Source organism: Haladaptatus sp. QDMS2, from assembly GCF_029338295.1.
GTDB lineage: Archaea > Halobacteriota > Halobacteria > Halobacteriales > Halococcaceae > QDMS2.
In genome coordinates this window covers 942758-956020 of sequence record NZ_CP119791.1, presented here as the reverse complement: position 1 = coordinate 956020, position 13263 = coordinate 942758, and the positions used below count along the sequence as shown (strand labels likewise).

Below are 13263 nucleotides of genomic sequence, written 5' to 3'. Positions count from 1 at the left end.
CTCGCCGGTTCGAGCGCAAGAATGTGGCGAATCGCGTCATCGGCGGCGCACGTCGCGGACGCGAGCGCGGGCCATCGCCACCCTGTCCGCGAAGTCCGCGAGCGTTCTGGTTCCGAAAACCGCCACGAGAACCGCCCCGACGAGGTCGAATAGGAGGTCTTCGATGGTATCCTCCAGGCTGTACTGGATGAGCACCGGTCCGAAGCCATAGGCCTCTGCGAGGCCGTGGACAGCGAACTCGATGACCTCCCAGAAGACGCCGAACGCGAGCGTGAAAGTGAGGACGAAGACGAATAGAAACGGCTGTGGGAACGACAGGCCGGCGCGGTGTTTGTCGAGGACGCGGGCCGTCGTGTAGCCCACCCCCGCCACGATGGTCGCAGAGAGGGTGTGGGTGACGTGGTCCCACCACCAGACGGTCGTGTAGAGACCGAGCATCCCCACCGCGTGAAGGAGAACCGCGAGCGTAATCCAGAGTGAGAGGGCCGGGTTCAACGGAATTCGGTAGTCGCGTTCGAGAATCGCCGGGAGGAACGTAATCGAGAGGGCGATGAGCGCGTTGACGACGATGCTAACGTTTCTGTTCAGTGCGCCGACGACGAAGACGGCGACGATGGCGAGTTGCATCACCTGTCCGACCTGTCGCTGGTGGCGGGTCGAAACCTGCAACTGCGCCAATTCCATGAAGCGTAGATACGAGCGGTGAGAGCAAAGGTCTCGCCATTTACAGGATCGCTGATACGACTGGGCGCACAGATTTATACTCCCCACGCCTAAAAGCGGTGCAAATGATGGCAACGACCCACGCGCTCGTGGGAGCGATGTTGGCCGCTGTCACGCTGTTTCTCGCCCCTGAGTACACGCCAGTTGCAGTTACAGCAGGCCTCCTTGGCGGCGTCTTTCCGGATTTCGACCTCTACTGGGGGCACCGGCAGACGCTTCACTACCCAGTGTACTTCTCTATCGCCTCGTTCGGCGCGGCGATTGGTGCACTCGTGTACCCCTCGGTCTGGACGATTGCGCTCGCGTTCTTCCTGCTCGCGGCGGCCGCCCACTCGGTGATGGATATCTTCGGTGGCGGCCTCGAACTCAAGCCGTGGCAGGGCATCTCAGACCGGGCCGTCTACGACCACTTCCGCGGCGAGTGGCTTCCACCACGTCGATGGATTCGGTACGACGGCGCACCGGAGGACATGCTTCTCGCAGGGGCGATGGGCCTGCCAGCGTTGTGGCTCTACGACGGGGTGCTCGAACAGGTCGTCCTCGTCGCGCTCGCGGTGTCACTCGCCTACGCGCTCGTCCGAAAACCCATCGTGTATCTGGCAGAGCGCCTCATCCCGCGGGTGCCGACGCGGTATCTAGAGCGGGTGCCAGAACGCTTCATTCGGGATTTTTCGCGGTAATCAGGCGACCTTGATGTAGGCGTACCCCTTCGTCTGGAGACGGGTAAACTCCCCGACACCGGACGGAACGATTTTGACGTCATCGAGGAGCTCTCCTTTCGCGATACCGACCGCCTCCATCGAGTTTTGACACGCACAGAACGTAACGTCCATCTCAGTCTGAAGCTGTTTTATCCGGTCTGGGTACTCCGCACCCTCACTCGTGAGCGAGTTGACGGCCTTGCTATTGGCGACGAGAACGACGTCCTCTACAGGGACTGTCTCGTCGTTTCGCAGGTTCTCGACGTTGTTGAGGGCCTTTCGTTCGTGCTCTGCGCCGTAGGTCTGGAGGTGGAAAACGGTACTCATTTCTGGGGGTTCTGCTGGTTCTTCGGTGGTCTGTTCGTCCGTCCCGGTCGTGGTTTGGTCTGGTTGGTCGCTCGTCTTTGCAGACTGCGTCGTAGACGACTCAGTCGATTGCGTCTCGCCTGCGCCAGTACAGCCTGCGGCGAACAGCAGTCCTGCCGCTGTCACGAAATGTCGGCGGTCCATGAGGGGTTGTAAAAGGGTTATTCAGCGTCGACGTACTGGGCCTTCCACTCTTCGCGTTCTTCAAACGCGGCTCGGCCCTTCTCGCTCAGGTCGTAGTAGTTGGTTCGGCGATCCAGTTCACCTTTCTCCACGAATCCCTTGTCGACGAGCGTGTCGAGGTTCGGGTAGAGTCGCCCGTGGTGAATCTCCTTCTCGTAGTACTCCTCAACTTCTTCTTTGATAGCGAGGCCGTGTGGTTTGTCGTGCCCGCTGATTACGTACAGCAGGTCGCGCTGAAAACCAGTCAGGTCATTCATGGGCATATCGGCTATCAGCCTCGTATCCCCATTATTATGGGCCGTCTAAGCTGACCTATGCACATTGCTAATGACGTGACAACCACTCATGGTGTTTTTATATAGGCGTAGCCCGCCGACTGCAACCGCGTGAGTTCGCCCACCCCAGAGGGAACGACCGTCACTCCTGGATGGAGCATCGAGGCGTCCATGTCACGAGTGCGAAGCGAGTTCAAACAGACGCGAATCAACGCCCCCTGCCTGATGAGGCGGTCGATTCGTTCGGCACGCGGTCCGTCCGTTCGACTGAGGGAGACGCCGTCGCCGTTCGTGAGCAACACGACCGATTCGACGGCGATGGAGTCGTCTGCGAGCAGATTCTCGACGTTGCTGAGTGCGTGACCGTGTGCGTCGTCACTCCCGTCAGAGAGATGGAATACGGTGTTCACACGTCCCTCACGGCGGGTGAGGGCTTTGCTCTTTCAGAGGCCGAGCGCAGAGAGGAGGTCGAACCCCACGTCGAAGCGCTCTACGAGTTTGAATCCGAGGTAGATGCCGACGATGCCCATGAGGCCCGCGAGGTTCGGCGGGGCGGGAATCGGAATCTGCAGGAAGGCGAACAGCGCACCAGCGGCGAATCCGGTTGCGAGGGCAAGACTGACCACGACGGTATCCATGTCGAGTGAGTATCCGTGAGCGACCCCCGTAAGGGTAAGGGTCCAGCGGCTCCGGTCAGCCGAACTGAAGCGAGAGGTAGAGCAACGAGAACAAGGTGGCGTTGTACGTCCCGTGAATCAACGAGGGGACGACGATGTTTCCGGTGCGCTCGTAGGCGAACCCGAACACCAGCGCCGGGAGGAACAGAATCCCGATGCTCACGAACCGGGCACTGGCGCCACCCGTGAGGGCGAAAAAGTGAATCGCGGCGAAGACCGCACTCGCGAGGACGACGCCGGGAACCGGCCCGAGTGCTTTACGAATCGTCCCCTGCACGACCCCCCGAAAGAGGAGTTCCTCGCCCGGCCCGATGAGGAGGAAGGACGCCGGAATCAACAGGAGGAGGGCTTCCGGGTTCTCGATACCGAATTCGGCCGCCTGGTTCGAGGCGGCCTGGACTCCCGTCAGGACGATGAGGACGCCGCCGAGCAGCGCGGCGAGGATGGCCGCGATGTAACCACCGACGACCCAGCCGAGGTCGCCGAGGGTTGGGATGCGGGCACCGATGAACGAGCTCGGAAGGCCGCGAAATCGGAGATATAGCAGGGCGACACCGCCGAAGGCGAGGCCCTGGGTCATCACGAGCGAGATGACGAGCAACTGGGTCGCAGCCAGCGAGAAACCGAGCGCAGAGAGCACCACGATTGCGCCGAGAGAGAGCGCGACACCAGCCACGAGGCCAATGGCCGCGACGACCAGGGCGATCGCCACAGTCGGCAGCGGGCGGGCCCGCTGCTTCGAATAGGTCATACCGTATTCAGGTAGTGCATAAAGAAAACGGTTCGGACGAATCCAGACACGAAAAGTGTGTTAGGGGGGTGGGAAATAGTTCCCAGTCGGTTCACAGTCAGGGGAGTATGGGGGAAGGGACTGTGCGCCGACTCGCTCGTTGCCTACTCTGTCTTCGCATCTGTAGCAAACACGTAAGCAGTATTAACTGTAGCGTCAGACAATCCGGAAAATGACAACAATGTGCCTAATATGACCGAGGCCACGTTTTACCAACCTGAGATTGATATGACCGAGGCCACGTTTTACCAACCTGAGATTGGTCAGACAGAATATTAGGCTATCCCGTAAACATTCAATTGTCTTGATGGATGGTAACAATTAACATTATGGAAATATACTTTGCACAATGGGGTGACAAGAAATGAAGTGCGATAACTGTGAGACGGTTGGCGATTGGCTCGGAACCGAAACCTCGTGGGAATCCGTCGGACGGGGGACCGCTGCGTATCCGCTGTACGAGTGCATCGAGTGTGGAAATCGCCAGTGGGCGAAGTGACGCCGTCACTCGAGGCCGCCTGCGAAGACGGCGCGCACGTCCCCGGAATTGGACCGACGCCGGGGTCGCTCATCTGTACCGAGTGTCAACTCGATTCGGCGACGATTACCGATTGGTTGCGACATCGGTTCGGGTCGAAGTGACCTGCCCGCGAAGCTAGATTCTTTATTAAAGAACGTGATAGTTATAGTATGGTAGTCACCACTGGATTCGTCCTGATGCTCGTCTCGATCGTCGTCCTCGGCCTCGCGTTCCTCGCGGGGCGGTACCTCGTGGGACGCATCATGGCCCCGGACATCGAGGTAGAACTGGTCGAAGAAGAGCGGGTAGACGACACCGTCGGTCGCGGCGCGGTTTAGGTCGCCGTCGGCGCGTGATCGATTCGTTCCATCCGATTTTCCGCCCCACACCAGGTACACACCGTGACCGGGGGGTCCGAGACCAGCTGCTGGTAGAACCGCCCACATTTGAGGCAGTGATAGGCCACCCGCTGTATCATGCAGTACCCTACGATTGGCCCGAACAAAGCAGTCGCGCCGAATTGGCGCTCGCAATCAAGCCAGAACCGGGGGTCACGCGAGCGAACGCGAGTGTGACCACGCTGGGCTTTGCTCAGCGGAGTTCGAATTCCGTATATAGTATTCAACGCGCTCACGGGTTTGTGAGCGCAAGAAGAAGCCAGGGTCGGGATTCGAACCCGAGGAGTCTCGATTACAAGTCGAGTGCATGAACCACCCATGCTCCCCTGGCGCACTTCGTGCTTAATCCTGCTCCTTTGAGTGATTATCGTTTTCGATGTGCTTCTCCAACTGGATTCGATGGGCGGCGTAGCCGTGGCGTTCGTAGAACTGAATGGCTCGGTCGTTCGCGGCCATCACGTCGAGGGTGACCGTGTCCGCGCCCGCCGCTTCGAGTCGTGATTCCGCCTCCGCGAGGAGTGCGGACCCGACGCCCTGCCCGCGGTGTTCCGGGCGGACGAAGATGTTCATGACGACGCCGCGAGTCACGTCCTGCTGGTAAATCCCGGTTTCCAGGTCGAACATGACGAATCCGAGAATCGCGTCGTCGTCTCGGGCGACGACGATGGTGTCCGCGACGACGAACCGGGTGATTGCCGCCCGAATCGTCGGTCGGTTGGCTTCTGGCAACAGGTGGGACCCGAACGACCGCTGGTCCGTGGCGAGAGCTATCCAGAGGTCGGTGAGCACCTCCACGGCCTCCGTGTCCGGCACCGCGAGTTCCATCAGCGTTCGAGCGCCTCGATGGCGGGCAGTGGTTCGCCGGTCAACATCTTGAGCGCCGCGCCGCCCCCGGTGCTCACGTGGGTGAAGCCCTCGATACCGAGTCGTCTGAGGGCCGCTGCCGTGTCACCGCCGCCGACGATGCTGTTTTCGGCTTCGGTCGCCGCGTTGTAGATTCCCTTCGTCCCAACGGCGAACTGCTCCATCTCGAAGACGCCCGCCGGCCCGTTCAGAATCACCGTTCCAGCGTTCGCCATGATGTCGCTGTAGAGGTCAACCGTGCGCGTCCCGATGTCGAGGGCTGGTTCGTCGTCTCCTGCCGGGAGGTCCGCGAGTGGAATCTCGACCCGTTCGCCGTCGCGTTCAACGGCCACGTCCCGTGGGAGGACGATTTTGTGCCCGTAGGTATCGAGCAATCGGCCGGCGCGGTCGACTTCGTCCCAGTACCCTTCGTCTAAGATGAACTCGGAACTCGCCTTGCCGAGTTCGATGCCGTTTGCGATGAGGAAGACGTTCCCGACGACGCCCGTGGTGAGCACCGTGTCGGCGAGGTCGCGTTCGAGGACGCTCTCTGCGACGTCGATGGAGTCGTTCACCTTCGCGCCGCCGACGGCGTACACTCGGGGTGTGGGGGCGCTCTCGATGTCGCCGAGCACGTCGATTTCGCGCTCCATGACGCGGCCCGCATAGGCGGGCAGGCGCGTCGCGAATCCGACGAGCGAGGGTTGCGAGCGGTGGGCGGCCGCGAAGGCGTCGTTCACGAACGCGTCGAGGACGGGGACGAGTCGGTCGACGAGGTGGGTCTGCCCGGCAACCTCGGGGTCGAACTCCATGTACTCCTCGCTGTAGAAGCGCGTGTTTTCGAGGAGGACGCCCTCGCCGTTTTCGAGTGCCCGGATTGCGTCGCGCGCGTTCTCCGAAAAGTTGCCGTCACAGTAGGAGATGGGAAAGTCGAGGAGTTCGTTCAAGCGTTCTGCGTGTGGTTCGAGCCCGGAGAAGTCCTCACCGCCCGGTCTGCCCTGATGGGCGAGAATGACGACGCGCCCACCGCGAGAGAGAAGTTCAGAGAGAGTGTCCACGTGCGCCCGGATGCGCGCGTCGTCTGCGAGAGAGCCATCGTCTGAGAGCGGACTGTTGACGTCGACGCGCACCCCAATCGTGGTTCCGTCCACGGAGAGGTCGTCGAGGGTCTGAATCATTAGCCACGACTGCGTTGCGCCGTCACAAATTCCTTTCTGCTCCGACGCGCGCCCCCTGTGTCGTGGTCGCGCGCCTCTATCACGAAAGTAAATGGAGGAAGGGCAAAAAACTAAGACTGGGCGGGTATATGAATCCCGGCCCTTTCATGGTCACCTGTCTGATTAAGTGACCATAAATCTGTCAGAAAAACCGGCCGAAGTAAGAAAGGTTTATTGATGTATCAAGACCCGGTATCCATGTGGAGCGTTCTCAATGGGTATAGCAGAAACTTACACGCGTGGACGGCGGTTTGTCATAGAGCAACCGTTCGCGCTACTGGTCGGATTCGTTTTCGTCCTCATGATCATCGACCTCCTCGATGGACTGGCGACGGGTCGAATCCAATTTTCACGGGTTGGGACCCTCGTATGGGACGGCCTCATGCAGGGTCTCGTCATCGGGCTCGCCGGTATCGGCCTCTCGATGACGTACAGCATTTTGAACTTCGCAAACTTCGCACACGGTGATTACATCACGAGCGGCGCGTTTGCCGGCTGGGCGACGACGTACGTCATCGCCGGATTCGGCACGAGAGACATTGGCTCGCTCGTCCTCGTCGGTGCGGGTGGCTCCGTGTTCGGCGGGGCGCTCGGCATCGGCATCACGGCGACACCGCTCGCCATCATCATCGGGATGGTCGTCGCGGGCGTCTTTTCGGTAGCGCTCGCCCTATTAATCGACCGTTTCGTCTACCGGCCAATGCGAGCAGAAGAAGGCATCGCCTTGCTCATCACGAGCATCGGGGTGGCCTTCGCGATTCGCTACCTCATACTGTTCGTGTTCACCTCGGACGTGCGCGGAACGACTGACGCCGGCAACGTGCCGGAATTTGCCCCGTACTTCGTCGACGGGGCGGTCAAAATCACCGCGCACGACGTCACACTGGTCGTCGCGAGCGTCGGACTGATGCTCGGCGTCCACTTGCTGCTCCAGCGAACGAAGCTGGGCAAGGCAATGCGTGCGATGGCTGACAATAAAGACCTCGCACGGATTACGGGAATCCCGACAGAGGAAGTCATTCGGGCGACCTGGATTATCGGCGGCGGTCTCACCGGCGTCGCTGGCTACGTCTTCATCCTCTGGAAGGGGACTATTAGCTTCAACGACGGGTGGCTGCTGTTGCTGCTCATCTTCGCCGCAGTCATCCTCGGCGGCATCGGTTCGGTGTACGGCGCAATCGCCGGTGGCCTCGTCATCGGCCTCGCGGCGTCCGTCTCCGTCATCTGGATTCCGTCCGAGTTCGCCCGGGCGGCCGCGTTCATCGTGATGATCCTGGTCTTGCTGTTCAAGCCAAGCGGCCTGTTCAGCGGGAGGGCAACGGCATGAGCGGAAAAGACATCATCGACAACGAGAAGGCAGCACTCGCAGAGCTCTGGGAGCGCGACATCGTCAAGGTCGCGGCAGTCTTCGGGCTCATCTATCTCGCCTACATCATCAGCGGGATATTGCTCGGAAATCCGGTTCGCGGGCAGATTAACGCCATCGCCAACCTAACGTTCTACATCGGCGTCTTCGCGCTGCTGGCGCTCGCGCTCAACCTCCACTGGGGGTACACCGGACTGTTCAACATCGGCATCGCGGGCTTCATGGCCATCGCGATTTACACGATGGCGATGGTCTCGAAACCGGCGACCGTGCAGGCGGGGTCGTCGCTTACCCCCGGACTGGGGCTTCCCATCTGGGTCGGCATCCTCGCAGGCATGGCGGCGGCGGCCATCTTCGGCTTCGTCGTCGCGTTGCCGGCGCTGAAACTCCGTGCTGACTACTTTGCAATCGTGACGATTGCGTTCTCAGAAATCATCCGCTTTGCCTACCTCTCTGGAACCTTCCAGAAGTTCACCCTGTTTGGACTGACCACGGGGACGGGTGGCGGCAGCGGCCTCATCCTCAACTTCACCGACCCGCTTCAGGCGTTTCTCGAGACGGTGTTCCTCTGGGACATCTACCTCGGAATCGTCTCTGTGTTCGGCACGATCATCCCCGACAATCCGAAACCGGTCGTGGACAACTTCGCCTACGGCCTGATGTTGCTCCTGTTCGTGGGCATGTTCTACTGGCTCATGAAGCGGACTGGTGAGTCACCGTTCGGGCGTGTCCTCAAGGCGATTCGCGAGGACGAAGACGCAGCAAACGCACTCGGGAAGAACACCAATCGGTTCAAGATTAAGTCCTTCATGCTCGGGTGTGCGCTCATCGGCCTCGGCGGCATCCTCTGGCTGATGGGGTCGGGGTCGGTGACGCCGAACTTCTTCCTACCGCGCATCACGTTCTACGTGTGGATTGCGCTCATCATCGGCGGTGCCGGGTCGAACACCGGCAGCGTCCTCGGCGGCGCGGTGTTCGCCGCGCTCCTGTTCCAGGGACCACTCTACGCGAAGAACTTGCTGCAGACGGCACTCGACATCCCACAGCGCGGGCCGCCGAACTTCGGGCAGGCCATCGGGCCGCTGTTCTCGAACTTCGACCCGATGCCGTTCATCATCTACACGCTGAACAGCATCAACACGCTACAGCTCGTGTTCATGGGCCTCGTGCTCATCTGGCTGATGCACAACCGCCCCGAGGGAATGCTCGGCCACCGCAAGGAGATTGCGGCGAGCATCGACCTCGGGCGACCTGAGACGACCAAGAAGCCGACGGTGACCGACGGAGGCGACGACCAATGAGCGACACAGAACAAGTTGCACAACCGGTAGTAGACGGCCCAGACCTCACCGAATACCCCCTCGAAGTCGAAGGTCTGTATAAGTCCTTCGGCGGTATTCAGGCAGTAAACGGTGCCACGTTCAAAATCGAACGCGGCACGATGACCGGCCTCATCGGGCCGAACGGGGCTGGCAAGTCCACCACGTTCAACCTCATCATGGGGACGCACAAGCCGGACGCTGGCACCGTCCATTTCAACGGACGCGACATCACGGGTCATCCGGCCCACGAAATCGCGAACAGCGGCCTCGTGCGCACCTTCCAGATTGCCCGCGAGCTCGCGGACATGACCGTCTTAGAGAACATGATGCTCGCCCCAAAGTACCAGAAGGGCGAAGCGCTCTGGCGCTCTGTGCTACCGTTCGCGCGAAACGAGGTCATCGAGCAGGAAGAAGAATTACTCGACCGCGCGTGGGGCATGCTCGAATTCTTCGAAATCGACCACCTCGCAGAGGAGTACGCTGGAAACCTCTCTGGTGGCCAGCGAAAACTGCTCGAAATGGCGCGGGCGCTGCTCACCGACCCGGACATGCTCCTGCTCGACGAACCGTTCGCCGGGGTCAACCCGTCGCTCGAAAAGCGCCTGCTCAAGCACATTCACGAACTGCGTGAGCAGGGCTACACCTTCCTCATCGTCGAACACGACATCGACCTCATCATGAACAACACCTCCCACGTCATCGTGATGCACCAGGGGAAGGTGCTCACTGAAGGCCCACCGGAGGAGGTAAAGGCGAACGAGGACGTCATCGAAGCCTACCTCGGAGGAACCGTATGAGCCTGCTCGAAGTCCGCGACTTGGACGCCGGCTACGGCAAGGACCTCCAGATTCTCCACGACGTGGAGATGGAAGTCGGCAATAGCGAATACGTGACCATCGTCGGCCCGAACGGCGCGGGCAAATCGACGGTGATGAAGTCGGTGTTCGGGCTCACCACCCACATGGGCGGGAGCGTCGAGTTCAAAGACGAGGAGATTTCGGGACTGCGACCGGAGGAGATTATCCACAAGGGCATCGGCTACGTCCCACAGAACGAGAACATCTTCCCGACGCTCACGGTTCAGGAGAACCTGGAGATGGGCGCGTACATCTTAGAGGAGGTCCCACAGGACGCCCTCAACGCGGTGTACGAACGCTTTCCCATCCTCAAGGAGCGAAAGAACCAGAAGGCGGGGACGATGTCCGGTGGTCAGCGCCAGATGCTCGCAATGGGTCGGGCGCTCATGCTCGAACCCGAACTCCTCTTGCTCGACGAGCCGTCCGCGGGCCTCGCCCCGGACCTCGTAATGGAGATGTTCGACAAAATCGACGAAATCAACGACGCTGGCACGGCCATCATGATGGTTGAACAGAACGCGAAAGAAGCCCTCCGGCGGTGTGACCGCGGCTACGTGCTCGCGAACGGCCGCAACCGCTTCATGGACACGGGCGAGGCGCTCCTCGGCGACCAGGAAGTGCGCCAGGAGTTCCTCGGCGGTTAAGTTCGGTCGCGGAGTTTCATTTTTTAGTCGGTGCGTCCACCGAAAGCTTATGGCAAATTACCATAGCAATGCTACATGATGTCCTCCCCCACGCGACGCGACCTGCTGCGAATCGGCGGCCTCGGCCTCGCGTTCGTCGCCGGTTGCACGAGCGCGCAACCGAGCGGGTCGGAAAGCCCCGAATCTACGACAAGCGGGACGACCCAGCAAACACCGGACGCGCCCAGCGTAACCGTCACCGACGTTCACGTTACTCCCGAAGTGGTGAGCCTGAATTCCCCCGACTCCATCGGCGTCGTCGGCGAGCGAGACCAACAGTTCGTCATCGCCCGAGTGCGAACGGAAACCGACGACCCGCTGGAACGTGGTAAGTTCAACCTCAGAATAGCGGAAAACGAGTTTGGCGCGCTCGATACCAGCTATGGGTCGGACGTCGGGACCCTCTGGGAGTATCGGTCCACTAGGTACGAGCAGTCCACGGGTGGGTATCTGGTTTTCCAAGTGCCGAAACCGGTAGCGTCACAAGAAATTTCGATTCGGTGGCGAGACGAGGTGCATCCGCTCTCCGAAGAAACGACTGCACAACTCGCCACCGACCCGACGAACTTCGCCGTCCGCGAATTTACGACACCCGAGTCAGTACGAGCAGGTGAGAACGTGACGCTCACTCTCATCGTCGAAAATACGGGCACGACGGACGGCACGTTCGTCGGCGCACTCAACCGAATCGGACCGCAAGTCGCCTACACGCCGGTGCAGAAGGTGGCATTGGATGTGAAAGCGGGGGCGACAACGACGTGGTCCTACCCGTACACGCCGTCGCTCGGGTCGTCTGCGGAAGGGAGGAAGATGCACTACACCATGCTCTGGCGCGACGGGGATGAGAAGGCGACGACGACGGTGAAGCCGTATCAATCGTAGCGAGAACCCTGCGGCTCGTCGTCTCGCGTCGAAAGAAAAGTGGTCGATTTACTGACCGAGGACTTGCTCGATGACCGACGTGTACGAGGACTCGCCGATGTTGAACGCCACCTTGTTCGTGATGGTGCCGCCGAACTGGCTCTCGAAGACGTCCGCGAAGCGGTCGGACAGCTGCTGGCCGTAGTCGTTGTTGACGAACAGCGTCGCAGCGGAGGCTCCCCCGAGGCGTTCGGAGGCGACCTGTGCCATGACACGGCCCTGCAGGAAGTCGGACGGTGCCGTCCGGAAGATGTAGTCGTCGTCGTCCAGGTTCGAGACGGACAGCGCCGTCGAGGACGGCGAGCAACCGACGACCTGGTTCGGGATGAACACCTGCTGTGAGACAGGGACGTTCACACCGGACGAGGCGGACCCACAGACGGCCGGGTAGCCGGCGTTGACGAGCGACTGTGCCGCTGCGACACCGGAGTCGGGCGACGTCTGCGTGTCTTCGACCTGTGCATCGACGGAGATACCAGCCGGGTTCGCGTCGTTGATTTGCAGTGCCGGGAGGCGTGCTGCGCTGATCATCGGTCGCCCGACTGCCGCGAGGTCACCGGTCTCGGGCAGGAGGATTCCGACTTTTACTTCGCGGTCCGTGCCGCCGGGGGCCGAGTCGGCCATCGCGCCGGAGCCTTCTGGGTTGTCACCCTCGAAGCTCTGCGTTTCGAGCGTGGGCGTGGTCTGGTTCGCGCGGTCGAACTCCCAGATGGAGTAGGCTGCGGACGCTGGGTCACCCAGCTCGTTGAAGTTCGTCGCAGAGGATGCACCCTGGTAGTTGATGTCGTCGCCTGCGGCAACGGCCTCGACTGCCTCCGAGAGGTTCGCTGGACCGAACTCTTCACCTTCCGGATTTGCAACACGGCGCATCTGGTCGCGAATCGACGTGCCGTTGTTCTCGCCGGCAGCGACGTTCGCGAGAATGAGGAGTGCGACCGAGTCGTACGACTGAGAGGTGAACACGGACGGTGCCGCGTTGAACTCGTCCTGGAATAGTTGGCTGAACGCTTCCTGGTTCGGACCGCCCGCCGCGGGAGCCGTCCCGGTTACGTTCGCCATGTCGTTACCGACCTGGTCCGGAAGCGTGGTCGATTGCAATCCGTCGGGAACGAGGATCTGTTCACTTCCATCGCTCAGGTTGTAGTAGTCACGAAACAGTTGGATACCGGATTCGGGATAGCCAATGACCGTGATGATGTCGGGGCCACCATCGCCGCCACCGTTGCCACCGCCACCATCTGTGGTACCGGTTCCGTTTCCACCGCCATCACCCGTCGTCGTCGTTCCGTCGTCGCCTGGGCTGCCGATACAGCCGGCCAATCCAGCAATCCCTGCTGCGCCGAGTCCCTTGAGGAATTTACGGCGTTCGTTATTTGGTGCCATACAACTCGCTCTATTGGTCGTGAAGTTTATAAAACTAC

Annotated in this window: 18 protein-coding genes and 1 tRNA gene; 9 read left to right on the top strand and 10 right to left on the bottom strand. The window is 60.8% G+C overall.

The genetic code is table 11. The features are described from left to right. Positions 1-36: 36 nt before the first annotated feature. Positions 37-684: a hypothetical protein gene (locus P1M51_RS05355; RefSeq protein WP_276247154.1), complete on the bottom strand. Its 648-nt coding sequence runs from the start codon at positions 682-684 to the stop codon at positions 37-39. 104 nt (positions 685-788) lie between these two features. On the opposite strand from P1M51_RS05355, the gene P1M51_RS05350 reads away from it, so the two are divergent. Then, the gene (locus tag P1M51_RS05350) at positions 789-1403 is read left to right on the top strand and encodes a metal-dependent hydrolase (protein WP_276247153.1); all 615 of its coding nucleotides are present in this window, start codon (positions 789-791) and stop codon (positions 1401-1403) included. On the opposite strand, the gene P1M51_RS05345 is transcribed toward P1M51_RS05350, so the two are convergent. The 5 genes from P1M51_RS05345 to P1M51_RS05325 form a co-directional block, all read right to left on the bottom strand. Next, the gene (locus tag P1M51_RS05345) at positions 1404-1916 is read right to left on the bottom strand and encodes a DsrE family protein (protein ID WP_276247152.1); all 513 of its coding nucleotides are present in this window, start codon (positions 1914-1916) and stop codon (positions 1404-1406) included. Between the two features lie 35 nt (positions 1917-1951). After that, on the bottom strand, positions 1952-2230 hold the full coding sequence (locus tag P1M51_RS05340; RefSeq protein ID WP_276248472.1) for a PadR family transcriptional regulator: 279 nt from the start codon (positions 2228-2230) through the stop codon (positions 1952-1954). An 86-nt stretch (positions 2231-2316) separates the two neighbouring features. Beyond that, a complete protein-coding gene (locus P1M51_RS05335) occupies positions 2317-2658 on the bottom strand; it encodes a DsrE family protein (protein WP_276247151.1) in 342 nt (113 codons plus the stop codon). 33 nt (positions 2659-2691) lie between these two features. Continuing rightward, positions 2692-2886 (bottom strand): XapX domain-containing protein, encoded by a 195-nt coding sequence (locus tag P1M51_RS05330; RefSeq protein ID WP_276247150.1) that lies wholly within the window; start codon positions 2884-2886, stop codon positions 2692-2694. A gap of 55 nt (positions 2887-2941) precedes the next feature. Then, complete coding sequence (locus tag P1M51_RS05325; RefSeq protein WP_276247149.1) at positions 2942-3676, bottom strand: CPBP family intramembrane glutamic endopeptidase; 735 nt, start codon at positions 3674-3676, stop codon at positions 2942-2944. Positions 3677-4079: 403 nt separating this feature from the next. On the opposite strand from P1M51_RS05325, the gene P1M51_RS05320 reads away from it, so the two are divergent. The 3 genes from P1M51_RS05320 to P1M51_RS05310 are packed head-to-tail and all read left to right on the top strand — an operon-like array spanning position 4080 to position 4573. Then, the gene (locus tag P1M51_RS05320; protein WP_276247148.1) at positions 4080-4214 is read left to right on the top strand and encodes a hypothetical protein; all 135 of its coding nucleotides are present in this window, start codon (positions 4080-4082) and stop codon (positions 4212-4214) included. Then, positions 4211-4357, top strand: coding sequence for a hypothetical protein (locus P1M51_RS05315; RefSeq protein ID WP_276247147.1), 147 nt, complete (start codon positions 4211-4213; stop codon positions 4355-4357). Before P1M51_RS05320 ends, P1M51_RS05315 begins: the two co-directional genes overlap by 4 nt. A 48-nt stretch (positions 4358-4405) precedes the next feature. Continuing rightward, positions 4406-4573: a hypothetical protein gene (locus tag P1M51_RS05310; protein ID WP_276247146.1), complete on the top strand. Its 168-nt coding sequence runs from the start codon at positions 4406-4408 to the stop codon at positions 4571-4573. 317 nt (positions 4574-4890) lie between these two features. Here the strand turns inward: P1M51_RS05310 and P1M51_RS05305 are convergent. From P1M51_RS05305 to pgk, 3 genes are all read right to left on the bottom strand, one after another. Next, positions 4891-4964 (bottom strand) — tRNA-Thr (locus P1M51_RS05305). Between the two features lie 11 nt (positions 4965-4975). Next, a complete protein-coding gene (locus P1M51_RS05300; protein WP_276247145.1) occupies positions 4976-5458 on the bottom strand; it encodes an N-acetyltransferase in 483 nt (160 codons plus the stop codon). Further along, positions 5458-6654, bottom strand: coding sequence for a phosphoglycerate kinase (pgk, locus tag P1M51_RS05295; protein WP_276247144.1), 1197 nt, complete (start codon positions 6652-6654; stop codon positions 5458-5460). The genes P1M51_RS05300 and pgk overlap by 1 nt, the downstream gene beginning before the upstream one ends. A 253-nt stretch (positions 6655-6907) precedes the next feature. On the opposite strand from pgk, the gene P1M51_RS05290 reads away from it, so the two are divergent. The 5 genes from P1M51_RS05290 to P1M51_RS05270 all read left to right on the top strand — a co-directional run bounded on the left by P1M51_RS05290 (position 6908) and on the right by P1M51_RS05270 (position 11803). Then, a complete protein-coding gene (locus P1M51_RS05290; RefSeq protein ID WP_276247143.1) occupies positions 6908-8020 on the top strand; it encodes a branched-chain amino acid ABC transporter permease in 1113 nt (370 codons plus the stop codon). Beyond that, positions 8017-9360 carry a branched-chain amino acid ABC transporter permease gene (locus tag P1M51_RS05285; RefSeq protein WP_276247142.1) on the top strand — a complete coding sequence of 448 codons (1344 nt, stop codon included), beginning with the start codon at positions 8017-8019 and terminating at the stop codon, positions 9358-9360. Before P1M51_RS05290 ends, P1M51_RS05285 begins: the two co-directional genes overlap by 4 nt. After that, on the top strand, positions 9357-10178 hold the full coding sequence (locus P1M51_RS05280) for an ABC transporter ATP-binding protein (RefSeq protein ID WP_276247141.1): 822 nt from the start codon (positions 9357-9359) through the stop codon (positions 10176-10178). Before P1M51_RS05285 ends, P1M51_RS05280 begins: the two co-directional genes overlap by 4 nt. Next, positions 10175-10882: an ABC transporter ATP-binding protein gene (locus tag P1M51_RS05275; protein ID WP_276247140.1), complete on the top strand. Its 708-nt coding sequence runs from the start codon at positions 10175-10177 to the stop codon at positions 10880-10882. Before P1M51_RS05280 ends, P1M51_RS05275 begins: the two co-directional genes overlap by 4 nt. A gap of 75 nt (positions 10883-10957) precedes the next feature. Next, complete coding sequence (locus P1M51_RS05270) at positions 10958-11803, top strand: hypothetical protein (protein ID WP_276247139.1); 846 nt, start codon at positions 10958-10960, stop codon at positions 11801-11803. Positions 11804-11851: 48 nt separating this feature from the next. On the opposite strand, the gene P1M51_RS05265 is transcribed toward P1M51_RS05270, so the two are convergent. Continuing rightward, complete coding sequence (locus P1M51_RS05265; RefSeq protein ID WP_276247138.1) at positions 11852-13225, bottom strand: ABC transporter substrate-binding protein; 1374 nt, start codon at positions 13223-13225, stop codon at positions 11852-11854. Between the last annotated feature and the right edge of the window lie 38 nt (positions 13226-13263).

Coding starts and splice junctions, on each gene's coding strand:
- P1M51_RS05355 (WP_276247154.1), bottom strand. CDS start 684: ATGGAATTGGCGCAGTTGCAGGTTTCGACCCGCCACCAGCGACAGGTC.
- P1M51_RS05350 (WP_276247153.1), top strand. CDS start 789: ATGATGGCAACGACCCACGCGCTCGTGGGAGCGATGTTGGCCGCTGTC.
- P1M51_RS05340 (WP_276248472.1), bottom strand. CDS start 2,230: ATGAATGACCTGACTGGTTTTCAGCGCGACCTGCTGTACGTAATCAGC.
- P1M51_RS05330 (WP_276247150.1), bottom strand. CDS start 2,886: ATGGATACCGTCGTGGTCAGTCTTGCCCTCGCAACCGGATTCGCCGCT.
- P1M51_RS05325 (WP_276247149.1), bottom strand. CDS start 3,676: ATGACCTATTCGAAGCAGCGGGCCCGCCCGCTGCCGACTGTGGCGATC.
- P1M51_RS05320 (WP_276247148.1), top strand. CDS start 4,080: ATGAAGTGCGATAACTGTGAGACGGTTGGCGATTGGCTCGGAACCGAA.
- P1M51_RS05310 (WP_276247146.1), top strand. CDS start 4,406: ATGGTAGTCACCACTGGATTCGTCCTGATGCTCGTCTCGATCGTCGTC.
- P1M51_RS05300 (WP_276247145.1), bottom strand. CDS start 5,458: ATGGAACTCGCGGTGCCGGACACGGAGGCCGTGGAGGTGCTCACCGAC.
- pgk (WP_276247144.1), bottom strand. CDS start 6,654: ATGATTCAGACCCTCGACGACCTCTCCGTGGACGGAACCACGATTGGG.
- P1M51_RS05290 (WP_276247143.1), top strand. CDS start 6,908: ATGGGTATAGCAGAAACTTACACGCGTGGACGGCGGTTTGTCATAGAG.
- P1M51_RS05285 (WP_276247142.1), top strand. CDS start 8,017: ATGAGCGGAAAAGACATCATCGACAACGAGAAGGCAGCACTCGCAGAG.
- P1M51_RS05280 (WP_276247141.1), top strand. CDS start 9,357: ATGAGCGACACAGAACAAGTTGCACAACCGGTAGTAGACGGCCCAGAC.
- P1M51_RS05275 (WP_276247140.1), top strand. CDS start 10,175: ATGAGCCTGCTCGAAGTCCGCGACTTGGACGCCGGCTACGGCAAGGAC.
- P1M51_RS05270 (WP_276247139.1), top strand. CDS start 10,958: ATGATGTCCTCCCCCACGCGACGCGACCTGCTGCGAATCGGCGGCCTC.
- P1M51_RS05265 (WP_276247138.1), bottom strand. CDS start 13,225: ATGGCACCAAATAACGAACGCCGTAAATTCCTCAAGGGACTCGGCGCA.